The 23,007-nt window shown below is 52.3% G+C and carries 23 protein-coding genes and 1 pseudogene; 8 read left to right on the forward strand and 16 right to left on the reverse strand.

Going from position 1 to position 23,007, the window contains the following annotated elements:
- The 4 genes and pseudogenes from INT21_RS05720 to INT21_RS05735 all read right to left on the reverse strand — a co-directional run.
- A partial coding sequence (locus INT21_RS05720) for an O-methyltransferase (RefSeq protein ID WP_193084974.1) occupies positions 1 to 616 on the reverse strand: 616 nt, incomplete at its 3' end.
- Between the two features lie 201 nt (positions 617 to 817).
- The gene (locus INT21_RS05725) at positions 818 to 1,120 is read right to left on the reverse strand and encodes a type II toxin-antitoxin system RelE/ParE family toxin (RefSeq protein WP_193084975.1); all 303 of its coding nucleotides are present in this window, start codon (positions 1,118 to 1,120) and stop codon (positions 818 to 820) included.
- Positions 1,108 to 1,365, reverse strand: a complete 258-nt coding sequence (locus INT21_RS05730) for a type II toxin-antitoxin system Phd/YefM family antitoxin (protein ID WP_095603088.1) — start codon at positions 1,363 to 1,365, stop codon at positions 1,108 to 1,110. The genes INT21_RS05725 and INT21_RS05730 overlap by 13 nt, the downstream gene beginning before the upstream one ends.
- Before the next feature lie 178 nt (positions 1,366 to 1,543).
- A pseudogene (locus tag INT21_RS05735) lies at positions 1,544 to 1,630 on the reverse strand (Txe/YoeB family addiction module toxin); the annotation flags it as partial.
- A 93-nt stretch (positions 1,631 to 1,723) separates the two neighbouring features.
- Here INT21_RS05735 and INT21_RS05740 point away from each other — a divergent pair.
- The gene (locus INT21_RS05740; protein WP_193084976.1) at positions 1,724 to 2,545 is read left to right on the forward strand and encodes an aldo/keto reductase; all 822 of its coding nucleotides are present in this window, start codon (positions 1,724 to 1,726) and stop codon (positions 2,543 to 2,545) included.
- Between the two features lie 190 nt (positions 2,546 to 2,735).
- On the opposite strand, the gene INT21_RS05745 is transcribed toward INT21_RS05740, so the two are convergent.
- Positions 2,736 to 3,641, reverse strand: a complete 906-nt coding sequence (locus INT21_RS05745) for a DMT family transporter (RefSeq protein WP_193084977.1) — start codon at positions 3,639 to 3,641, stop codon at positions 2,736 to 2,738.
- Between the two features lie 168 nt (positions 3,642 to 3,809).
- Between INT21_RS05745 and INT21_RS05750 the strand changes: the two genes are divergently transcribed.
- Positions 3,810 to 4,691 carry a helix-turn-helix domain-containing protein gene (locus INT21_RS05750; RefSeq protein WP_193084978.1) on the forward strand — a complete coding sequence of 294 codons (882 nt, stop codon included), beginning with the start codon at positions 3,810 to 3,812 and terminating at the stop codon, positions 4,689 to 4,691.
- A gap of 21 nt (positions 4,692 to 4,712) precedes the next feature.
- Here the strand turns inward: INT21_RS05750 and INT21_RS05755 are convergent, their stop codons facing one another.
- The 6 genes from INT21_RS05755 to INT21_RS05780 all read right to left on the reverse strand — a co-directional run bounded on the left by INT21_RS05755 (position 4,713) and on the right by INT21_RS05780 (position 13,193).
- The gene (locus tag INT21_RS05755) at positions 4,713 to 5,105 is read right to left on the reverse strand and encodes a GNAT family N-acetyltransferase (RefSeq protein WP_193084979.1); all 393 of its coding nucleotides are present in this window, start codon (positions 5,103 to 5,105) and stop codon (positions 4,713 to 4,715) included.
- A gap of 46 nt (positions 5,106 to 5,151) precedes the next feature.
- Positions 5,152 to 6,033: an aromatic amino acid exporter YddG gene (yddG, locus tag INT21_RS05760; protein WP_226930598.1), complete on the reverse strand. Its 882-nt coding sequence runs from the start codon at positions 6,031 to 6,033 to the stop codon at positions 5,152 to 5,154.
- 88 nt (positions 6,034 to 6,121) lie between these two features.
- A complete protein-coding gene (locus INT21_RS05765; RefSeq protein ID WP_193084981.1) occupies positions 6,122 to 6,853 on the reverse strand; it encodes an AraC family transcriptional regulator in 732 nt (243 codons plus the stop codon).
- Positions 6,854 to 7,024: 171 nt separating this feature from the next.
- Positions 7,025 to 7,186 carry a hypothetical protein gene (locus tag INT21_RS20325; RefSeq protein WP_226930599.1) on the reverse strand — a complete coding sequence of 54 codons (162 nt, stop codon included), beginning with the start codon at positions 7,184 to 7,186 and terminating at the stop codon, positions 7,025 to 7,027.
- 392 nt (positions 7,187 to 7,578) lie between these two features.
- Positions 7,579 to 12,150, reverse strand: coding sequence for an ATP-binding protein (locus INT21_RS05775; RefSeq protein WP_193084983.1), 4,572 nt, complete (start codon positions 12,148 to 12,150; stop codon positions 7,579 to 7,581).
- A gap of 416 nt (positions 12,151 to 12,566) precedes the next feature.
- The gene (locus tag INT21_RS05780) at positions 12,567 to 13,193 is read right to left on the reverse strand and encodes a LysE family translocator (RefSeq protein ID WP_193084984.1); all 627 of its coding nucleotides are present in this window, start codon (positions 13,191 to 13,193) and stop codon (positions 12,567 to 12,569) included.
- A 251-nt stretch (positions 13,194 to 13,444) separates the two neighbouring features.
- Here INT21_RS05780 and glaH point away from each other — a divergent pair, with 251 nt between their 5' ends.
- Positions 13,445 to 14,407, forward strand: coding sequence for a glutarate dioxygenase GlaH (gene glaH, locus INT21_RS05785; RefSeq protein WP_193084985.1), 963 nt, complete (start codon positions 13,445 to 13,447; stop codon positions 14,405 to 14,407).
- A 64-nt stretch (positions 14,408 to 14,471) separates the two neighbouring features.
- Positions 14,472 to 15,686 carry an L-2-hydroxyglutarate oxidase gene (gene lhgO / locus INT21_RS05790; protein WP_193084986.1) on the forward strand — a complete coding sequence of 405 codons (1,215 nt, stop codon included), beginning with the start codon at positions 14,472 to 14,474 and terminating at the stop codon, positions 15,684 to 15,686.
- A 75-nt stretch (positions 15,687 to 15,761) separates the two neighbouring features.
- Here the strand turns inward: lhgO and INT21_RS05795 are convergent, their stop codons facing one another.
- Both INT21_RS05795 and INT21_RS05800 read right to left on the reverse strand, forming a co-directional pair.
- Positions 15,762 to 16,277, reverse strand: coding sequence for a GNAT family N-acetyltransferase (locus tag INT21_RS05795; RefSeq protein WP_193084987.1), 516 nt, complete (start codon positions 16,275 to 16,277; stop codon positions 15,762 to 15,764).
- A 109-nt stretch (positions 16,278 to 16,386) separates the two neighbouring features.
- Entirely contained in the window at positions 16,387 to 17,265 is an 879-nt protein-coding gene (locus INT21_RS05800; protein ID WP_193084988.1) for an MBL fold metallo-hydrolase, read from the reverse strand.
- Between the two features lie 146 nt (positions 17,266 to 17,411).
- On the opposite strand from INT21_RS05800, the gene INT21_RS05805 reads away from it, so the two are divergent.
- On the forward strand, positions 17,412 to 18,365 hold the full coding sequence (locus INT21_RS05805) for a GlxA family transcriptional regulator (RefSeq protein ID WP_193084989.1): 954 nt from the start codon (positions 17,412 to 17,414) through the stop codon (positions 18,363 to 18,365).
- A gap of 253 nt (positions 18,366 to 18,618) precedes the next feature.
- Here INT21_RS05805 and INT21_RS05810 read toward each other — a convergent pair whose 3' ends face one another.
- Positions 18,619 to 18,999, reverse strand: coding sequence for a VOC family protein (locus tag INT21_RS05810; RefSeq protein WP_319022684.1), 381 nt, complete (start codon positions 18,997 to 18,999; stop codon positions 18,619 to 18,621).
- Positions 19,000 to 19,156: 157 nt separating this feature from the next.
- Between INT21_RS05810 and INT21_RS05815 the strand changes: the two genes are divergently transcribed.
- The 3 genes from INT21_RS05815 (at position 19,157) to INT21_RS05825 (ending at position 20,986) form a co-directional block, all read left to right on the forward strand.
- Positions 19,157 to 19,429, forward strand: coding sequence for a type II toxin-antitoxin system Phd/YefM family antitoxin (locus INT21_RS05815; protein WP_193084990.1), 273 nt, complete (start codon positions 19,157 to 19,159; stop codon positions 19,427 to 19,429).
- 28 nt (positions 19,430 to 19,457) lie between these two features.
- Positions 19,458 to 19,682, forward strand: coding sequence for a Txe/YoeB family addiction module toxin (locus tag INT21_RS05820; RefSeq protein ID WP_264299631.1), 225 nt, complete (start codon positions 19,458 to 19,460; stop codon positions 19,680 to 19,682).
- Between the two features lie 383 nt (positions 19,683 to 20,065).
- Positions 20,066 to 20,986: a ketopantoate reductase family protein gene (locus INT21_RS05825; RefSeq protein WP_193084992.1), complete on the forward strand. Its 921-nt coding sequence runs from the start codon at positions 20,066 to 20,068 to the stop codon at positions 20,984 to 20,986.
- Between the two features lie 265 nt (positions 20,987 to 21,251).
- Here the strand turns inward: INT21_RS05825 and INT21_RS05830 are convergent, their stop codons facing one another.
- Together INT21_RS05830 and mmsB are read right to left on the reverse strand one after the other, a co-directional pair.
- Entirely contained in the window at positions 21,252 to 21,884 is a 633-nt protein-coding gene (locus INT21_RS05830) for a glutathione S-transferase family protein (protein WP_193084993.1), read from the reverse strand.
- A 190-nt stretch (positions 21,885 to 22,074) separates the two neighbouring features.
- Positions 22,075 to 22,983, reverse strand: coding sequence for a 3-hydroxyisobutyrate dehydrogenase (gene mmsB / locus INT21_RS05835; RefSeq protein WP_319022685.1), 909 nt, complete (start codon positions 22,981 to 22,983; stop codon positions 22,075 to 22,077).
- Between the last annotated feature and the right edge of the window lie 24 nt (positions 22,984 to 23,007).

Genomic DNA, 23,007 nt, shown 5'->3' on the forward strand with positions numbered 1-23,007 from the left:
TAGGCGATATCGCCAACCGGACAACTAGGCTGACAGAGGGGGTTGCCATAAATTGACCATTGCCGACTGGCACAGTGCACGTGGCAAAATCTGGGTCTGCCGACACCAGTTCTACAAAAGCCGCCATTTCATCGGCATGGGAAGTGGCGTTATCCACTACCAAAAGACCACCTCCTTTTAAGACCCGCTTAATATTTGGCCACCACTGCACATACTCAGAACGGTTAGAATCGAGAAAGAGCAGATCAAATGAAGAATCCTCCACGCTTTCCAGCAACTTGCCAGCCTCACATTGAAGCGATGTAATGTAGTCAGAAAGACCCGAGCGCTCAAAATTCGTGGCGGCCAGATCGAACTTGTATTCAGAAAGCTCTACTGTCGTAACGTGCCCGGAAATCTTCTGAGCTGCCTGGGCAAACCACAACGTGGAATAGCCATTAGAGGTACCAATCTCCAGCACTCGTTTTGCGTCCGTGGCTTGGGTAAGTACCGAAAGAAACTCCCCCGTACCACGAGTGATATTCAACATACGACGTGGACGATCAGCAATGGCAGCATCGTTTTCCTGGCCAAATTGCTCTAGCTCAGTTAGCAACTCGCGTAATGATTCGACCACACTTACCCCCTTAGCAATCTACACAGTTTTAAAACAAGAGCCGCTTGATCAGGCTCAGAAAGCGATAAAACGTCATGCCCACCTAACTTAGAAACGTAACGTTTTTAGCTTAACGCACATCCTGCGCTTCACCAGATTGATCGAAAGCTCACCGGTGACGTTGACGCAGCGAAGACAACGGTATTCTAGTAACGCGCCTGTTTAGCTATTCCCAAGCATGTATGCACGGAGCTGCCGCTCCTCTCGCATAACATAAAGGACCAGAACCTGTTTCTCATCCTCACGATAAAAAATGCGACATGGTAGAACCACTATCTCCCTGTATACCGAATTGGGGAGCTCAGGAGGAATCCGTCCGGATTGGGGGAAATTTTCCAAACGCTCGGTCTTATCGAAAACGTCTTTGACCAGATGGCTTGCGGCAGCAGGATTATCCAGAGCAATGTACTCAGCGATGGCATCCAGTTCTTGAAGGGCAGGTTCTGTCCAAATTACTTCAGCCATTTACTCATCTTCTCCCTGGCCTCACTTTGGCTGTACGTTCTTCCCTCAAGTACAGCGCGCTCTCCCCGCGAAAGCCCCTCAAGCAGCTCTAATCGGCGCTGCATAAACTCGTAATCTTGTACATCGACAAGGTATGCGGATGGCTTGCCATGTTCAGTGATCAGTACCGGCTCTTTAGAAAGATGCAGGTCTGCCAGAATCTTTGTGGCTTGGCGTTTAAGGTTGGTAACAAGCTCAACTTTCATAGGCACACTCTGAGTCAGACTGATAGTGGCACTATAGTATCACTTCCCAAGTGGGGCAATCACCGCTGATGATCACCAGTTAACGACAAGTTGCCCACTAACAGCGGCAGTTTATTCACTATTCGTAATGACTCCAGAGCCGAAGAACCTTAACCACCTGCTCTTCTTCAAGCACGGGTTAGACCAAGCTATGCTGGATATTAATCTGACGTAAATAAGCGCCTGCATGATCACCGATGAGCTTTTCACATGATGGAGGCTTTCGATTGCTCAAGGTGATGGTTTTGGTTCATGAACTGCGGTGGCGGCGGATAGTCAGAGCAGTACCACAGCAGGAGATACAGTAGGAGATAGCGATATGCAGACAATAGAGCTAGGCGGAGAAAGCGTACCCCGTATCGGCCAGGGCACCTGGCATATGGGCGAGAATGCCGAACAGCGGCAGGCTGAGGTCAGGGCGCTGCGCGAAGGGCTGGATCTGGGCATGACGCTGATCGATACCGCAGAGATGTATGCCGAAGGCGGCGCTGAAGAGATCGTTGGCCAAGCGATCCGTGGCCGGCGCGATGAGGTGTATCTGGTCAGCAAGGTCTACCCGCACAACGCCAGCACCAAAGGTGTTCAAGCCGCCTGCGAGCGCAGCCTGCGGCGGTTGGGCACCGACACTATTGATCTATACCTGCTGCACTGGCGCGGCCAATACCCGCTGAGCGAAACAGTGGAAGCTTTTGAGCGGCTGCGCGAGCAGGGCAAGATTCTACGCTGGGGTGTATCGAACTTCGACATTGACGACTTAGCTGAGCTCGACGCGCCAGCTTGCGCCACCAACCAAGTGCTCTACAACCCCGAAGCAAGGGGGATTGAACACGACCTGCTGCCATGGCAAGCACAACAAAACATGCCGCTCATGGCCTACTGCCCGATCGGGCAAGGCGGCGCGCTACTGCATGATGCCGCCCTGCAACGCATCGCCGACAAACACAGCGCCACCACCGCGCAAGTCGCCCTCGCCTGGGCACTGCGCCACCCCGGCGTGATTGCAATTCCTAAGGCTGTGAATCTGGATCACCTCAAGCAGAACTTTGATGCTGATAACGTCAGACTCGACGACGATGACCTGGCCCAGATCGATGCCGCCTATCCTCCGCCAACGCGCAAGCAGCCTTTGCAGATGGTGTGAATCCGAGCCATTAACGGCCCAGCACTGGAGCGATGTCATATCACTGCCCGCCCCAAAACCCAATGCCTGGATCAGCTTTCTCGCCCATCTGCTGTTCATACTGTTGGTAACGACCCTGAACTGCTCGATGCGCGTACCGAGGTGGTTCAGGCATTCTTCGAACATGGCGGTGGCCTGATCGACTCATCGCTCATGTATGGCTCGGCGCCTCCAACCACCGCCAAACCAAACGATGGGCATTAAACATCAGCAGGTTGCCACTCACAATCATTGCTAACCCTATAAGTGCATTCGCATGCCACTGGTAACCCTCGAACACCGTTGACAACGCCAGCGCAACCAACGGAAACAATACCGTCGCATAAGCCGCCTTACCGGCACCAATACGGCCGACCAGCATAAAGTAGGCACCAAAGCCTCCCACCGATCCTATTACCGCCAAATAAACCAGGGCACCTAGATATCTCGGTTCCGCTGGCAGGCTGAAACTGGCTCCCTGAGCCCAGGCAATCACCCCCATCAGCATCCCTCCATACAGCATGGCAAAGGCGTTGGTGGTATTGATTTGCAGACCGCATCGCTGGTGCCTGACCGACACCATGTTACCCAGCGAAAACCCGTAGGTACCCAGCAACGTCAAGCCAATGGCGCCCAGCAGTTCCCACGTAGCCTCAACTGTGACCAGATCCTGCCAGAAAATCAGCGCCATGCCCGGCAGACCAAGGGCCAAAGCCAGGTAAAATACCCGCGGAACCGGTGTGCGAAAGAACAGGTAGCCATTGGCCGCATTAAACAGTATCGACATAGAAAACAGGATGGCAATTAGGCCGCTGGGCAGATAACCCGCAGCGGTATAGAAGCAGTAGAAATTCAAACCAAAGACACAGCCCCCCTGCAACAGGCAGAAAAGATGATCCCTGGTTTGCAGAGCCTGGCGTCGGCGCAACAATGTAAGCCCGGCCAACAGCACCAGCGCGGCGATGAGAAAACGATAGAATACCGAGACCGGCACCGCCACCTCGCCCACTTGCCAAGCGATAGCCAGCCAAGTCGAACCCCAGATAAGAACTGTTGAGATATACAGAAGGCTATTCATGGCTTGCCATTCCCAGAGTGGTTAGTGTCAGCCATAGTATCGGCTCACCCCGGCTGGCTGGCTTGCCTGCGTTTGCGCCAGTTTGTCTATTCTTGCGGTTGAATGGTTCGCTGAATTGAGTTTCGTGCTGAGCCTGAGTACTGTTAACGCAGTTCCCAGGAGCCGCCCATGTTCACCGACACTTTGAGCCACTATCCCAGAATGAAACAGACGCAGGCGCGTCTAGTGAGTAGCACCCAGCTAAAAAATGGCATGGCGCTGGCCCGTTGGAGTAACCAAGAAGACCGTATTGAGAAAATTCACTCAAACCACCACACTCTGAGCGTTTATCTGAACGGCGCGGAGAACTCCCTACGCAGGCAGGGATCACAAACCATTGCCAGCGAGACCAGCAATAGCGTGTGTTTAATGCCCGCCAACCTAATCACCAGTTGGGACGTGCATGGGCCTATCTCACTACTGCATTTCTATTTCAGCGACATTCACCTGAGTCAGTTGATCGAACAGGTATGGGATAAAGATGGCCGAAGCGTGCAACTGGACGAAATCGACTTCGCCCAGGATGCGCTGCTCACTCAGCTGTTTTGCACCACCCTTGGCCAGAGCAACTGGCAAGACCCGCTGGATCAATTAGCGCTGGATTCCGCCACCCAAACGGCATTGATACACACCCTACGCCACTATAGCCAGCGCCGATTGCCAACTCTGCGCCCAACCGGTGGACTACCTGCGTGGCAATTAAAACGAGTGGTGGAGTTCATTGAGCATCACCTGAACCAACCCCTTACGCTGGCATGTATGGCGGGTATCACTGGCTTAAGTGACTACCATTTCGCCCGCATGTTCAAACAAGCCACTGGTTACCCACCACATCGCTATGTGCTGCACCGTCGTCTTATCCGGGCGCAATACTTGCTGACGGAGACATTACTTAATATGACTGAGATCGCACTACGCTGCGGTTTTGGCTCCAGCAGCCATTTCAGCAACCGTTTTCGCGCAGAGACAGGTGTCAGTCCTACTGAGTATCGGACGCAACAACGTAGCTAGGGTTCTTACGAAGACTGCCTGCTACCCGCCCCGCTCTGGGCCTACGCTGGCGTTATATAAGATCACCTCATCTCCAGCCCCATAGCCGCTAATCACGGCCGCGCGGGAGACTCCTAGCGTGGATTGATACAGCTTCTCTGCGAAGTTGCCTTCCGAGGTGGTCACCATCACCGCCCCCACATCGCAGCCCTGGCGACGCACGTGAGCCTTGAACGGTGCTAGCGACTCCACAATGAGCTGCTTACCCAGCCCCCTACCTGCTGCTTCCGGGTGAATGCCGATTTGCTCCAGCTCGATGATACTTTTTTCCCGAAAGCCGTTTTTCACGCTAAACGAGGCTTTTAGCTCTTGCTTGAACGCATCAAATGCCGATGCGTCTGCCAACGCCAGCGTGACTGCGGATGAAGGTTCCATGGCTGCGCCTATTTGCTCAACGAGCATTATCAGTCTGCCATCATTTCTAGCGCTGCGCGCCCCGGTGCTTCGCGCGACCTGCGATCAAAGAACCAATGACGATGAGCACGCTAGCACTCAATACGGCCACCGTGGCCTCGCCGTATCCCGCCAAGATCAGTAGCACCACCGAAATGAGTGGCGCGCTGTAGGCTAGGGTGCCAAGTAGCTGGATATTCCCGTGTTTGACGCCATAGTCCCAGGTAAAAAATGCGATTCCAACCGGCCCGAGGCCCAACCCAACCACACCTACCCATTGCATCAAGCCATCCGGCCACACCGTCTTTTCCCACAGCATATGGCACCCTAAAGCCAGCAGCGCCGTCACGCCGCAGAACCAACCGACGGCATCGGTTGGCACTGAACGCACCAATCTGCTGAGCACGGAGTAAGAAGACCAAATCAATGCACACGCCAGCGCTACCAGATAACCGGGCAGGCTCTCCCAAGCAAATCCGCCTGCATTTCGGCTGATCAACAACCAACAACCCACCAGCGCCACCAAGGCGCCAACGATAGACTGAGCTCGCATCCTCTCGTCCGGTAACAGGGCAGACAGCAGAACGATCAGTAGCGGCCAGAGGTAAGCCAACAGGCTGACTTCCACCGCCGGTGCTAGCGTCATCGCCTTGAAATATGCAAAGTGATAACCGAATAACCCGACGATACCGATACACCAGGCAAACGGCGACTGGCGTATATACCGAACGCCCGTATGGCCAGCCAAGACCCAACGCCCACCCATCAACAGAAACGCAATGCCGAAAGCCATGGCCATCAATTGGAATTCTGGAATATCTCCGCCGGATAGCTTGGTCAGCAAAGCCAAAGTCCCCCAAAGCAGAACGGAAATGGATCCGATCCAAGTAGCGGCATTCACGGTTGCCATGTCACTCTCCCCCGAAATTGTCATGCGTTAGCGGTTGCGGGAGAGCGTATCCATGGCATCGATGGGGATCTTTTGAATCCTAGCGGAATTATGTCGAGAGACGGCGGAAGTGGCTAGGCGGTTTGCCAAAGTGACGTCTGAAGCGGTCGCTGAAGGCCGATAACGACGAATAGCCTACCGCATCAGCCACCCGCTGAACGCTGAGGCCTGACTGTTCCAGAAGCCGAAACGCCTCTTTCATTCGCACTTCTGTGAGGTATTGATGAGGCGTCACGCCCACCTGATGGCGAAAAAGATCGTTCAACTGCCGAATACTCAGATGGGCCACGTTAGCAACCTCTGCCATGGAAATCGGTTGGTGGAAGTGATCATCCAGAAACTGTTGCGCTGCGTGAACCCTGCGATCCAGTTTCAATTGACTTCCATGGCGCTCCTGCAGCAGCTGTATCAGTAATAGCAGCATGTGATGCTGGGTAACGCTTGACCCAGCCCCGCTCATAGCCTGAGCATGAAGGAACTGGACATAATGGTGCAGTGCCGAATCCAGCCCCACGAAACAAGGCAGCTTATCTAGCGCAGGAGCCAGCCCTACAGGCAAATCGGCCACCAAAAACCGATTATCTTCTGTTGCAGCAAACCCATGGCCGCTGCCTGAAGGGATGATGGCCGCACGGTGCTGTGCCACCTCCCCCGCCATGGAATCTACTGACAGAAACAGCGTGCCGACCAGGGGCAATACCAGTTGATGATGGTCGTGGGAGTGACTTTTCACTTCATCATCATAGGTACGTATGTGCAGGCCAATATCTGGATATTTCATGACCTTACTCAGCAGTCGTGGGCATATTCACTTCCTTGACCTGATTCCCCCAGCCTTCGGCTGTGCGTTTTTAGGCAACGCTCGCTTGTCGCGTGCATTGCCTGGTTATGAGATGCTGGATGGTCACTTACCAGTCGCCCATACATTGCCGAGTCAGAGACGATCTCTGCTTCAACTCGCCGAAGTCCCAATGAATTGAATCCGTACTGAAAGAAACTCCCCCGTACCACGAGTGATATTCAACATACGACGCGGACGATCAGCAATGGCAGCATCGTTTTCCTGGCCAAATTGCTCTAACTCAGTTAGCAACTCGCGTAATGATTCGACCACACTTGTCCCCTAGCAATCTAAACAGCTTGAAAACGAGAGCCGACTGGTCAGCCTCAGAAGATGATAAAACGTCATGCCCGCCTAGCTTTGAAACGTAACGTTTTCAGCTTAACGCACATCATGAACTTCACCAGATGGATCGAAGGTCTGAAAGCGGCCAGAAGCTGCCATTAAGTCTTCTCTGTTATAACGACTAAGCGAATCGACGGCGTAGCAGTCCGAGTTGCGCGCATTGTTATGTATTGACTGCTTATGCTAAAGCAATCAATATGAAATACTGTAAAAGGCCATGAGTAGGAGTCCTGACGAGCTTACTTGGCTGTCTTTTGTTTATCTTATTAGCTATACGCCAATCGACTAAAGAGCGGATCTAAGTTTTCATGATGGCCTAGTTATTGCCTCTCAGCCATCTTTAGCCATTCATTTATGGAATTAACTCCCAGCGACAATAGCAAGTCTTGCACTGATACCACGCGTTTAAGCATCGCACCGTGATCGGATTCTTCCCGTTCCTCGGCTTCGGCGAAAAGCCGGGTCACTAGCTGGACAAATTGATTGTTATGATCGTAAAAATAAGGCTTGGCACGACTAACATAGGCCAGGTACGTTTCTGCTGAGGTCAAGGCGAGATCGGGATCGCGCTGTGATATAGCGTTCAGCCATTCGTCAAATCCAAATAGCCGGTGATGTTTTTTTTCGCTATCGCTTTCGAACACGGTAAAGCACAGCTCGATCAATCTTATCGGGATGGAGATAGGTAGTGTTTTGTCTCGAAAGATGTTCTCGGTATGTCGAGCAACCACGGCTGCATGACGACTTTCTGTTTTTAGTCCCGCCTCGATACCTGTAAGACATTGCTCTCGATGCTGTTTGATATTTTCAGTATGGGTCCAAACGCTTGCTGCTCCCTTCCAAGCTTCAGTAATGTTTAACGTGTTCAATTCTCTTAGCAAGTCGGCAAATTTGATATGACCCGTTAGGGCAGATAGTGCTGAGATGCGACCCCAAGTTTCCACGTCTTCCTTGCTTCCCTCTCGGCGGGCGCGCTCAAGCAAGGGAGAAACTTTCTCGAACTGATCCCGATAGACGTAATACAGACAACGTTCTGCGGATTTCCAAAGACCCACGGGATCCTGCATGGCATGGTCAAATAGATCCCAACCTAATTGAGGGTTCCGGCTTTGGAGGTACGGCAAGCGTCGTAAAACTAGAGCGCGGATTGCGGGGTGTTCCATGCTGGCAAATCGAAATAGTGTTGGTGGTAACAACTCGGGTAATTCAATGTTCTGCTCTTGAAAGTTGTTGGCTAAAATCATCAAGGCTTCGGCAATATTCCCGGTCATCATATTGATACCAGTGGTGAGCAAATCGACCGAATCCCCATGGATGGTGCTTTCTTCTCTAGGATTTCCAAAGCCTATCGACAAGAACACCATCCGCTTAGCAACGTGTGTGTCCTGGATGACATGTGCACAGGCCTCTAGAGCCTTGGCTGCGGAGCGATTAAATTGCCAGTGAGCGGGATGCCTTTCCAGTTCATCAAGGATTTGGTTCGCTAAGGTAGGTGCATCAGGCTCATCAATTGGCACCCAAGTAGCGTTCGTTTGCAAATTGCCATAGCGATGTCCCAAGTAGCTGGCAATACCGTCCATGATGTCGTTGCAAAATCCTGATGAAATATTTGCCCAATGGGATGTCAGTAATCCCAAGAATCGCGATGGATGGCGAGATGAAGCCTCGCGTAGCTGCCAACCAACCTCTCGTTCACCACCGACCAAAAAGTCATCGGAATCTCGGACATGTCCAGTGTAGTACACAAGCAAATGAAGTATTCCACCATCACTGGCATTGAGGAACACCTCGTATGAAAATGGGGCGGCGACCATGCCGCCTCTCATGCCGATGTATGGCTGTCGATATAATGTCCCATATATCTTTTCAAATGCATCTAGTACCGCTTGGGTTTCTGATGAACGCAGATGACAGGGAATCGTGGATATATATTCAGCTCGTTTTTTCAGAACCCATAAACGTGTTTCGCCATCCGTTACCGAATCACCCTCCCACAGGGACTGTATTGTTGCCATGGCTGAATCTTGTGTATGGCTATCTAGGTAAATAAATGCAGTCTGAATCAACGTGCCTAATTCATAGGAGAGTTCGAATTCGAGTAAATTTCTGTCGCATAATAGGCGACCAATCAAGTCTAAATTTGACTCAGGGTTTCTGATGAAAGCGAGGGTGGCAAAGTAAACTAACGCCCCTTCATGGTTAAAGCACAAGCGTTCTCGGTTATCTTGCCACCAGTCAGAGTGATTTTGGGCGTGATATAGAATGGCTGCTTCGACAGCATCTAATAAAACCCGTTCACTATCTATGTGTTCATGATCGTTTTGCGTATGAGTGTCGCTATAAGAGCAGTCATTCAGGAATCCACTGCGATAACCTATTCGGGTGACACCATAACGCGTTGATCGGATTTGGCTCCATTGTTCGATTGTTCCCAGCGCTAAATCGAGTAAAACAGTGGATTCCATCATCCGCTGTTTCAGGAAGTTTTCACCCTTGCCACCAAACTCATGGGGTTGGGAATGCAACTTGTTGTCAAAATGAAATTTCATTACTTCATCATCGCTGATCTCACCAGTGATGTAGCTCCATAGAGCCTTGTCATCAATAGCACCAGCGGTGACACTACGTGCAACAGTACGCCCTAACAAACTATGGTCTGTTTTTGGCACACTGAGTAGTCGTTCTAGCAAGGGGGCGGCAAGTGGTAAGTTTTCTGTCCGAAAACCGGATAGAGAGAAAACTAATTGCTCTGAAATTCTATTGCCGTCCAGCCAATCTAAATCAATTACATCCATCCAGAATGCCAATACGCCAGCAGCATCTTCATTTGCCCACTGCGCTATGCGATGAACATGTGTTGTCAGCCCCTCGGCATCTTGCATTTCCTTCAATGCGGGCACCAGATAAGAAAGCCAAAAGTGATGCCACTCAACCAACGCTGCTTGGTTGTAAATCACCTGAAACACTTCGCGATGGTTGGCATGTAAATCTCGTATCAGCGGCCAGTCATCGACCTGAGGTATCTGTCGGGAAAATGATTCGGCAATCAGGCGACGGATATGGAAGGCGGAGTTGCCTGTCAATACTGTCCGCACTTGCTTCCTAAATTCGCGGCGTTCTCCCATCGCCAACTGTGCAACAAAGCTACGTATGCTCGGCCGTACGAAAGGAACGGGAGGCAAGCCTTGGATGAACTCATTAAGCGAGACGCCCCGGCGCAGGGCGCCACTAATCACCAGTACATCTAGTAGAGTTTGATGCCCAAACGTCAATTTACCATCATGGGTATCGAGCAGGACATCGAGACTGTGTAGTCTTCGCAGGATGTCCTGTGAAGCACTGAAGCGTTGATTTGAAATAGACAGGCTGCGAGACTTCAGCATTGCATCGGCAATGTCTTCAATTGCTTGCATGGCTGTGTCCCCCAGCGTGGGATCGGCCTTCACGATGGTATCGAGGTAGCGTTGCCCTAGTGCTTGGCTGGTCACTACGTTGAAGCTGCCTTCACGCTGCGCCAGTTCGACAAACAGGGCAAGTTCGCGAGGATTACGGATCAGTTCACAGGTGGCGGCATCAATAGTCGTCAAATCGATTTCAAGCTTGTTAAGAAGCGGTACAATTTCAGACTCCCAGTCCAACGACAGGCACTGCAATTCGCAGTCCCATTGACGAGCAGCGATGCGTCGATCGTATTTACGGTCGAAGTCGCGGCAAGCTGTGATAACGGTAACATTGGGAATCAGTAGCAACTGATCAATTTGTGCCAGAAAGTACGTCAATATGCTGTGTTCGCGAGCGATGGACAAGACATCGAGTGAGTCGATAACTACGACAACATGTGCGTCTTCAGCTAAACGGGAAGCTTGTTCTACCCACTGCTCTGGTAGGCCCTGTGCTTGGCGATCCTGCGCCGTTGCTAGGTCGGCGAATTCGCGTGATTGGATAAAGAGTGGTACCAGGTCGGATCGGACTTGCATACGCTGTTCTAATGCTTCTTGCAGGCTTAACATCACACAGGTTTTGCCAGAACCAGGTAGCCCTGTAAGCAACACAGCACGTTTCTTGGCATCGATAGCTTCTAGGAGTTCTCCCACAACTGAGCTAAACATGCGTTGCCCAGCAATGTCCCGATGCCAATGCCTGCCAATGGCCGAGGTGCTAGCAAACGATTTTCTTACCTCTGAAATGTCCATGTTCGGAACGAGCATTGCGCCCGAACAATGAAGAATGTCTTTGATGTCGTCTCTGGTCAGTCGATATTGAGTTGAAGCCGATAGGTTGCCATCCTTCACGCGACTGCAAAGTCTATAGAGTTGTACAATAAGAGCATCGAAGGCGGCATTTGAGTTACTGGCGATTCCACGCAAGCGTTCCCTTAGAAGACTTTCCATACGATCAAGCTCTTGGCTAGTCTCGAAAATAGTTCGGTTTAGGAATTCAAGCGTCGAAAGGTTTGGTGCTTTGTCGGCTATGCGAGTAGCTAAGTCACGATTTGTTTTTGCATGGTTTCTGGTCAAACTCGCAACAAAATCGACTTCACTAGCATGGAGAATACTGAACTCGCGAAGCTTATCTAGGGAGCCAAAGGGAGTGCGCGAATAGAAGCGGACTTGAACTAGCTTATTTCTAGCCATCTCATGAGCTGCCTTATCTAACTCATCTCCAAGGTCTGCTATTGACCATGCCCTAAAATCAGGTTGGTTTTTTTTACATTGGCAACAGATCACTGAACCGTCAGACTTCCCGACAACGACATCGTCTACGAGATAGGTTGTCGAATCTATCTCAAGCCATTGAAACTCTGGATCGGTTAAGACGGTCAATGCCCAATCGAAGGCAACAAGTGTCTGATAAAAATCTCCACGGTTGGAGCGTATTCCGGCGATGCTCATTTATTCGCTTGCCAGCTTTTATTCATTTGAATTCTCTACTTTATAGGCTGATGGTGCTGTTGTTTACGCAGCTATTAGCGACCGGCCCCCTGACTTTCTCAGCCCCTTTTATTACGCGCCGCTGTCAATCGAAAACGGACTTCCAGCAAGGTGTCTGATCGCAGTAACCGACTCCGCTTACGTTTATTCAACAACCTGCAGCTATCAAAATATAATTAGCCTAAAAGCTAGCAGATAATGATTGCTGCCGTCATTAGAAATTAGTCGTCTAGCTCTGGTTTCACCATGGACAGGCGCGTGATGCCGCCACTTATTGTGAATACCGGCCTCCCTGGCATGGTTAATTCGTCGGCTTCCTGACAGTCTAAAATCACCAACCGCCTATTACGCAGGTCGCTTATTACGCAGGCCGCTTATTACGCAGGCCGCTTAGCCAGCAGTGCCCAAATACCCGCCGAAGACAGTAGCGTTCCGCCCACAATATTGAAACGGCGCTGGGCGCGGCGTGAGGCAAGCATCTTGCGTACGGATGAGGCAAACACCGCGTAAAGCGTGGCATTGAGTGTCGCTAACGCCACAAAGGTGACAGCCAAAATCCACAACTGCTGCCCCGCATTAGCGCCAGGGCTAACAAATTGCGGCAAAAAGGCGACGAAGAAGATGATGCCCTTGGGGTTCAGTGCCGTTACCAAATAGGTATTGGTGAACAGCTTCCAGCGCGACTCTGATACCGCAGGTGTTACCGGTTGAACCGACGATATCCCGGCACGCAACAGCTTTATACCCATATAGAGCAGGTATAAACCGCCAATCCATTTGATAACGATGAACCAAAAAGCTGAGGCGGCCAACACAGCACCCAAGCCAAGTAGCGAAAAAGCCAGCGCCGTGGAATCGCCTAATGCAACCGCAGCGACAAGCGGAATATTAGCGCGTCGGCCTTGGGCGATGGAGTAGCTGACAACCGTCAAAATCGTCGGCCCAGGAATAGCGAGCAAGGCCACGGATGCAAGCGCAAAGGCAAACCAAATTTCGATAGACATAGGACAGCACCTTAGACGTGGTAATGACTAAGTTAGCATAAGCCTCGGTAGGCTGGAGTACCCCATTAGCAACGCCCTCTGATATCCCCACTGTTTTGACGATGTGAGCTCCCCTGGTGGTCGAGCTCGCACCGCCTTTTTAACTAAATAAATATAAAACGTTGACGAAATATAAAAATGTAGATATTTTTAAGCGTAGGTTATTTATTCAGTCGGTTCTTTTTCACCCTTTTGCTAAAGAGAGGCGTCCAATGAACGCTCCAGCCACTATCCCCGCACAGCAGCATCATGGTTTCACCCTTGGCCGCTCACCGCAGTCGGACCGCTTACTGCAGCTGAGCTTCCCTAAGGAAACAGTGAAAGCGTTTCTTGACGCCGTGTCGGAATGGCCGGTTCAGGCACTGGAATATAAGTCTTTCCTGCGTTTTCGAGTGGCCAAGATTCTTGATGACCTGTGTAAGAACACCTTGCAGCCGGTGTTGATCGATACCATGGTGGATCGGGATACGGGAGCGTTTCTGGTGACGCCAGAAGGGCTGGATCAGGTTGAGCAGGCTGACGACATGGTGATATTCGCCACGGCAGTGTCTCACCTGATGGGACGCTCTAACTACGACGCTATGAGCGGCCAGTACTATGCGCGGTTTGTGGTGAAGAACGTCGATAACTCAGACAGCTACCTACGTCAGCCGCACCGCGTGATGGAGCTGCATAACGACGGCACGTTCGTGGAGCAGGACACTGACTACGTGCTGATGATGAAAGTTGACGAACAGAACATGCAAGGCGGCAACTCATTACTGTTGCACCTCGATGACTGGGAAGGGTTAGACAGTTTCTACTCTCACCCACTGGCGCGTCGAGACATGCGCTGGACCGCGCCACCCAGCAAGAATGTTGATCGCGATATCTACCACCCCGTGTTCGATGTGGACACCGAGGGTCGTCCGATCATGGCCTACATTGACCAGTTCGTTCAGCCGAAGAACTTTGAAGAAGGCAACTGGCTAGCTGATCTGTCTGATTCGCTGGAAGGTAGCCAACATCAGCTATCGGTTCCGGTCGCTACTGGCAGCTTCCTGCTGATTAACAATCACTTCTGGCTGCATGGTCGCGATCGCTTCACCCCGCACCCTGACCTGCGTCGTGAGTTGATGCGTCAGCGTGGCTATTTCACCCATGCCAAAACACTACGTCAGCCGCGTCAGGTATAATCATTTAGAATAAGCTGGCCACCGCCATGACGGTGGCCATTTTCCCTTGGCTACCGAGACGCCTATGTACGACTACATTATTATCGGGGGCGGCATTCTTGGGCTGTCGACTGCCATGCAGCTGATCCGCGCCTATCCTGACAAGAAGATGCTGCTGGTTGAGAAAGAGGATGGCCCTGCCCGCCATCAAACAGGCCACAACAGTGGCGTGATTCATGCAGGGGTTTATTACACGCCCGGCAGCTTAAAGGCGCGTTTTTGTTTAGAGGGCAACATCGCCACCAAAGCGTTTTGTGACGAACATAGCATTGCCTACGATGAATGCGGCAAGCTGCTGGTCGCCACAAATGACCTAGAACTCCAGCGTATGAAAGCACTATGGGAGCGTACAGAGGCTAATGGCTTGGAACGGTATTGGCTGACGGCAGAAGAACTGCAAGAACGTGAGCCTAACATCACCGGCGTCGGTGGTATCTTTGTTCCTTCCAGCGGTATCGTCAATTACGCTGAAGTGGCTGCCGCCATGGGCCGCGACTTCGAAGCCGCTGGCGGTGAGATCCGCTACACCACGTCAGTGACCGGCTTAAGTGAGCGAACCAACGAGGTAGTGGTATCCACCAGCCAGGGTGATTTCTCTACCCGCTATATGGTGTCCTGCTCTGGCCTGATGGCAGACCGCGTGGTACGCATGCTGGGTATCGAGCCAGACTTCACCATCTGCCCGTTCCGCGGCGAGTACTTCCGCCTTCCCGCGCAGCACAATCAAATCGTTAATCACCTGATCTACCCGATTCCTGACCCTTCGATGCCGTTTCTTGGCGTTCACCTGACACGTATGATTGACGGCAGCGTAACGGTCGGCCCCAACGCGGTGCTGGCCTGGAAACGTGAAGGCTATCGAAAGACCGATATCTCGTTTTCCGACACGCTCGCCATGCTGCGCCACCGCGGCATCCGTCAGGTACTTAAAGACAACCTACGCCCAGGGCTTTCCGAGTTTAAGAACTCGCTCTATAAAAAAGGCTACCTTCAGCAAGTGCGTAAGTACTGCCCAAGCTTAACGCTGGCTGATCTTGAGCCTTACCCGGCTGGCGTACGTGCCCAGGCGGTGTCCAACGATGGCAAGCTGGTTGACGACTTCCTGTTCGTCAATACGTCGCGTACTGTCAACGTGTGTAACGCACCCTCGCCTGCGGCGACGTCTGCCATTCCCATTGGCGCGTATATCGTAGAGAAAGTTAAGCAGCAGGTTGGCGATAGCGCCGCCGTAGTGAGCTAGGAACCCACGAAGCTGCTTAGTAACGAGCCTGTTTCGGGCGCAAAGTTTGCGTCCGAAATATTATTGAGCGGTTACTTAGCCAACGCTTCGTAACGCCATCTCCATAGGCTGCATCATAAGGAATGAATCACTCCTAAGCGGCGTCGGCTGCCCCGTCGCCATAAATCCAGACGACCGATACAAACCAACTGCTGCCTCATTGCTGGTTGTAACGTCAAGCGCGAGACACTCACACTCTTTATCTATCGCCCAGGTTTTAATTTCACCCAGCAGCGCCTTGGCGATGCCTTTCCCTCTTGCCGCAGGCGAAACCCACATTTGGTAGATGTGAGCGGTTTCCACCTCTGGCGCATGTATCACCCCCCAAGCAAGCCCCATCGCCCGGCCACCCTGCTCTGCTACCAACGGAAAAGCCACAAGCCCCCGCGCGTTAAGATCTAAGCGTGCTTGCCAATCAGAATCCGACAATACAGATTCTTGCTCATAAGTAGCACCAAACGAGTCAGGGGAATCCTTGAGTGATTCCAGCCTGACTGACTTGTACAGCGCGCAATCTTCAGGGGTTAATACTTTGATGTTGAAATTTTTCATTTAAGGGATGGGCTGCATGGTGTGTGGGTGCTTAGGGAATGAAGGCAGCGCGCCAGCGTTAAGACATTAATACACAGAAACAGGCCGCCATCAAAGGCGACCCATGGCATTAAAAGGAGATGACTTCGCCATCAGCGGGGATAGAGACGTGATCCTGGATCCCAACTTCTTGCACGTAATCGGACAGCTCGTCACGGCTTAACGTCATATGGTTCACGGCGTCCATATGCACCGCGATGATCGCCGCATTAGGGGCTGCCTGATGCATACGCAACGTATCTTGCTTACCCATGATGATTGGGTCACTTTCAAAGCCAGTGACCTCTGCGGCGCCGGCATTCACTACAATCACCTCCGGGTTATAACGTGCCAAAGCCTGCTCAACCTCGTCACGCCAGATGGTGTCGCCCACCAGGTACGTGGTTTTTTGCTCAGGGGCTTCGAAGACCACGCCCATCACGTCACCGAGGGTTTCTGCCAATTCAGGCACAGCGTAGAGAGTATCAGAGCCATGCTGGCCACCCGTTTTATGCAGTGTCACTCCACCAAATTCCGCCTCACCGTCCAAAATACGCACATCTCTGAAACCCTGAGAGCGAATAAGCTCAGCATCAGCAGCATTCTGTGCAAACAGGGGCATGTCCTTCGGCAGCAGTTCCTGGGCAGCATCGTCCCAGTGATCGAGGTGTGTGTGAGTAACGATGATGGCGTCGACGCCGTCGGTTATCTCCTCAACGGGCATGGGCAGTCCCACCAGCGGGTTACGCAACTCGCTACGGTAGGTATTTTCAAAGCCAGGATAAACACCCTGCTCGGCCAGCATCGGGTCCACCAAAAAGGTGGTATCCCCATAGGTAATTTTCACCGTTGCATTGCGAATCTGCTGCACCTGCTGCGTCGCCCCCTGAGCGTATGAATCCGCAAAGGCGTTACCGGCAATGAGTCCTGTGGCGAGGACAAGAGAACTGGATAAGGTTTTGATAGGCATCTAACGACTTCCTTCAATACGCTGTTGGATTGGTAGCAAGCAGTGTAGAGAGAGACGACCGACAAAAAAATTGGCCTGGAAGTCAGTGTTCGAAAGTTTTGGGCCACCATGGTACGGTTAAGTTGAGAACAGCTTAGGAGTTACCCATGTCCTTACCCCGTGTAGGTTTAATTCTCCATCCCCGTATCACGCCTTTTCATTTCTCGGTGCCCTACACGGTGTTCGGCATGGCTTTCCCCGATCGCTCACTCTTCGACCTGACCATCGTCGCAGCTTGGGAAGATTCGCTAGAGAGCGATGAGGTGATGACAATAAAGCCCAATGGCGGCTTATCTCTCTTGGATAACGTGGATATAGCCGTGGTACCTGGCTGGCATGACCTGGATGAACCGCCACCGCCTGAGCTGGCAGAGGCGCTCGTCCGCTGCCATGAACGGGGCGCTCATGTGGTGGGGCTTTGTTACGGCACTTATGCCCTGGCGTACGCTGGGCTGCTCGACGGCAGGCGGGCGTCAACTCACTGGGTCGCCGAGCAGGACTTTAGTGGCCGCTTCCCCAAGGTCAAGCTGGATACCAATGCGCTTTATGTGGAGGAGGATCGTCTAGTGACGTCCGCAGGCACGGCGGCAGGCCTGGATTGCTGCTTATTCTTGGTGCGCGAGTATTACGGCGCGACGATTGCCAACAAGATTGCCCGTATTATGGTGGTTCCCCCGCACCGCGAAGGTGGGCAGGCGCAGTTCATTGAGCAACCCGTTGCCATTTCCACTCAAGACGCCCATATCAATCGCTTATTGGACTATTTGAGAGAAAACCTAGTCGGTTCGCATCGCATCGATGAGCTAGCGGCTCGCACCTCCATGAGCAGACGCACCTTCACGCGTCACTTTCAAAAAGCGACCGGAATGACGGTGGTAGAGTGGCTTGTCAACGAGCGGCTACGGCGTGGGCGCGAGCTACTGGAAACCACCTCCTTGTCAGTGGAAGCGATTGCGGAACGAGTTGGCTTTCATACGGCAACGTCTTTCCGTCAACACTTTAGGCAGCATCATCAAGTCAGCCCACGCGACTGGCGTAAAACTTTTGGCGGCAACGCCTGAGTTCTGTCGGGCCAGAATTGCCCCACTCTGCCGTTAACCGCGTTTATAGATTTTTTGGGTTGACTGATAGGAGCCACTTCCGAGTCTCGTCGCGTTTTCGTAGCTATCCTATGAGTTAGTCAAACGACGGTTTAGGCCAAGCCGTGGTTATCGGCCAAGCCGTGGTTATCGGCCAAGGGCGGACATTCAGCGTGGGCTGATATAACGCAGCGATCACGCACTTGTCGCGTAGATTGCATTGCTAGGCCGCACCTTAGCTATAAGTTTTCTCAGCAAACTCAAGAAGACAAAAGCCGTGACCGAATGGGTCTGAGAACGTTATACACTTTGAGCCTCGCCATTCCACACACTCGCTTTCCCGGCTTGCGCCTGCCTTTACGGCCCGATCTGTGGCCTCTAAAAGATCCTCTACTACAAAATCAATATGCACCGGCGTCCAATGCCTCGAATAACGGCGCTTCTCTAGCATGGTGCTGGTGGAAGAAGATCCAGCAGACTTCGCTAAAAGGTAAATTACTGAAGAAGTACCGGCAAGCTCCGCGACATCCTCATCAATCAGTCGGCTCAGTTCCAAATCGAGAGCGTTAGTGTAAAACTCTATAGCCGGAGCAAGCTCCGGAACGTCGATGTTCACTACTATTCTCATGTTTTTACCACCGTTCAAATAAGGCCTCACGCTGCTCAGCTACGAAAGAAGGCGAAGCCGCAATGGAGTAGGCGTCGCCGTGACTGGCCTTGTTAAGGCTATCACGCTATAGTTGTACGGAGTTTCCGTACACAAAGGTGAAGTCATGGATACCATTAGTGTAAACAAATTCAGAGACAGTCTAAAAAGCCTTGTCGAACAGGTTATTAGCAGGCACGAACCCCTCAAGGTGACGCGTCGGGCCGGAGAGGCTTTCGTGATTATGAGCGCTGAGGACTGGGAAAGAGAACAAGAAACCCTGCATGTTCTTCAGAACCGCGATCTGATGCAACAGATCGCGACTTCCCTCGATACTCACGACCGCGGCCAAGGCTACACACCTACTGATGAGCAGATGAATGAGATCACTGGTATTTGAGGGTAGCACTTGGGAAGCCTATGAAAAGATGCGAGAAAAAGACAAAAAGCTGCACACAGCACTCTGCAAATTGCTGAAAGAAATGCTTCGCTCTAACGACCCATCAACAGGCATCGGAAAGCCTGAACCGCTTAAACACAATCTATCAGGCTTGTGGTCAAGACGCATCTCACAGCAGGACAGGCTCATATACCGATTCGACGACAAATCCATTTATATTTTCGCCATTGGAGGGCACTACGACCAGCCCTAACAGGTGAACCCCTCCCTTAGGGCGTGTCAATCGCCAGCACAACGCCCTTATGACACAACGCCCTTATGAAAAGACGCTTAAATCGAGCGGCCGATAGCCCAAAGCAGGCTCGTACAATCAGCCATTCACCCAAGCTATTTACGTTAATTCTTTTACCTCGCAAAACTCTTCAAGTATTAAATATAGTGAACTTAGCAAGCCGTGCAAATCCACCACCCGAGCACACCTATCAAGCACCCGGCAAGATGAGACAGGCAGCAATCATGCGCATCATCATTAAAAATTAACCGTGTCGCTTGTGGTATTACACCTCGGCTTCATTTCCTTATGCTGAACACGGTAAGCTTGGCGGCAATACCGCTGCTAATGGCTAAAAATCAACGATGACTTCCCATTGGATACTTGGCCCAGGGGCCATTGGTCGCCTGTTGGCGCATTCGCTTTCCCCCTTGACTGACACCGCTTTGATTGGCCGACGTGCGCTGCCTGAACAACAACACCTGACCACCCCTGAAGGTGAAGAGCGAATTCAGCGGCTGGCGAGCGTTACGGTTGCGGAACTAGCCTCTCATCCACTGCCCGCGCCTGGGTTTGTACATATCACCACCAAAGCCATGGCCGCCGAGGCGGCGCTTGCCAGTATTGCCGATGTGGTTGCGCCCACGACCTCGCTGGTGCTGTGGCAGAACGGTTTTTTGGCACAACCGCGTATTACACAAACGTGGCCTGGGCCGGTGCTGTGCGCGACCACTACTCAGGGTGCTTATCTCACTGGAGATGATGGTGTGGTTCACGCAGGGCGCGGGCCGACTTTTATTGGCGATCTCAACAATCAACACGCTGCACTGGCGGAAACGCTGGCCCAGACGTTAGGTGAGGTAGCCTTTACCGCAACAGTGGTGGGCGATATACGCCAGCGTTTGTGGCAGAAGCTGGCGGTGAATTCGGCGATCAACCCATTGGTGGCGCTCAATGGCGTGCGCAATGGAGAGCTGCGCGGTGACGCTTATGCAGGCCGCATGAAAGCGGTGGTTAAGGAAGTCGCGGCGATTTTAAAGCAGGAAAACATTGCACCACCGAATGGTGGTGAGGGTGAAAACGCGTGGTTGGCGCTGGTGTGGCCGGTGGTGGAGAACACCGCTAACAATAAGGCCTCGATGTTGCAGGATGTTGAGGCCAAGCGTCCCACCGAGCGCGGGGCGATTTTAGGGCCGTTGATTGATAGCGCCGAGCGCCATGGCTTGCCGTGTGGGGTGTTGAAGGAACTTAATAGCGAATTGGCTAAATTGGAGGCGAAGTTTTAGGGAACATTCAGTGGCTGAATCATCGCGCGCTAAAGCGACCTCCCACAATATAAATTGCCCTTATTTACTGTGCTGTCAAGGCTGTGCTGTTCCACTTACAACCGCTGCGCCGGGCTGCCATTGCGGGTGCGCTTCGCTTACCACGCACGACAAAACCCGTATGCTCCATCGCATGAATGCACGATGAAGCCCATGTATTTAGCCGTTTAGCAAATTGTAGCGCGCTTGAGCGCCCTCCCGTCATTAGGGAGGGCTGCTTTCTAGATCAGGTTACAGGGATCATCACTACGTTCTGAAAGGCGGGGCGTTCTGCAATCTGTTGGTACCAGCGCTCCAGATTGGGGCGCCGCTGCCAGGTTAACCCAATGTTCCAAAGGTTATAGATAAACGGTGCTAAGGCGATGTCGCCGAGGCCAAATTCATCGCCGGAAAACCAGGGTTGGCTTTGGTTTGCCAACGCATTATCTAACAGCTCAAATGACCTTTCGCAGGCTAGCATTCCGGCATCAATAGCATCGTTATCACGCTCTTCCGGCGGTGTTCTTACGAACCCCTGCAAAATAACGCGGTGCCTGGGCGAAAGCGTATTGTTCGCCCAATCCATCCATTTCTCTGCCTGGGCGCGCTTGGCGGGGTCATCTATCCATAAGCTACCTTGGCCATACTGCGCAGCCAGGTAGCGGATAATGGTGTTGGATTCCCATAACACGCTATCGGTAGCGTCGTCTTTGAGTAGCGGCACTAGCCCATTGGGGTTCATGGCCAAGTACGCCGGGGTATTGTTGACCCCGTGCTGCATTCCTGCCGGAATTTGCTCAAACTTCAAGCCGAGCTCTTCAAGTACCCAGCGTACTTTTTTGACGTTAGTCGAGTTATTGCGGCCCCAAAGCGTAATCATGGCAGTCCTTTTTCTGGGCATACATCTGAGAATAGTGAAGAAAATGAGTGTGCCCGCCTTTGAAGCAAGTGACAAGGGGCGGCTATGCCGCCCGCTCACAGGTGCCTAGTGTTGCTCGTTCCGCGCAAAACTCACTACCACGCGCGACACCACTCCTTGCTCCTCACCATTTTCCATTCACGCCTTACTCTCACTCCTTATCTTGATAAAACTGCAGCAGGCTGGAGAAATCGAGCTTGCCGTTGCCGCCGGCTTTATGCAGGGTGAATAACGAACGTGCGGCAGACCCCATGGGCACCGGTGAGGCGCTTTGCTGGCTAACATCCATGGCGAGGCCCAGATCTTTAATCATCAGGTCTACCTGGAAGCCGCCTTGATAGCCCTTCGAGGCGGGGGCATTTTCCATCACACCGGGGTACGGGTTGTAAACGTTTAGCGCCCAGTTCCCCCCCGAGCTTTGTTTCATGATTTCGGAAAGCACCGCTGGGTCCAGGCCATTTTTTACGCCCATGTTGATCGCTTCGCAGGTGCCCGCCATCAGGATGGAAAGCAGCATGTTGTTGCACACTTTGGCCACTTGGCCTGCACCGTGGTCGCCAGCGTGGAAGATATTCTTACCCATCACTTCTAGCACGGGCTTGGCCTGCTCAAATTGTGCCGCGCTACCGCCCACAATAAAGCTCAACGTGCCGGCCTGCGCTCCGCCTACCCCGCCAGATACCGGCGCGTCGACAAAGCCAACGCCTTTCTCAGCGCCAGCGGCAGCGACGCTGCGGGCGGTATCCGCATCAATGGTCGAGCAGTCAATCACCAGAGCGCTCTTTTTGATCACATCAAACAGCGGCTCGTCGCCATCCACATACAGCCCACGCACGTGCTTGCCTGCGGGCAGCATGGAAATAATAAAATCTGCGTCGGTGGCCGCTGCTTTTGCAGAGACTGCTACTTCACAGCCTTGGGATTTAGCCGTTTCCAAGGCTTGGTCAGAAAGGTCGAACGCGCGAACGTTAAAGCCCCCTTTCGCCAAGTTGGCCGCCATGGGGCCGCCCATATTGCCTAAACCGATAAACGCGACAGTAGTCATCTTTATTGTCCTTATTCGAAAATTGACGGTGAATTGGGT

It is taken from the genome of Halomonas sp. 3F2F (assembly GCF_014897805.1).
Taxonomy (GTDB): Bacteria; Pseudomonadota; Gammaproteobacteria; order Pseudomonadales; family Halomonadaceae; genus Vreelandella.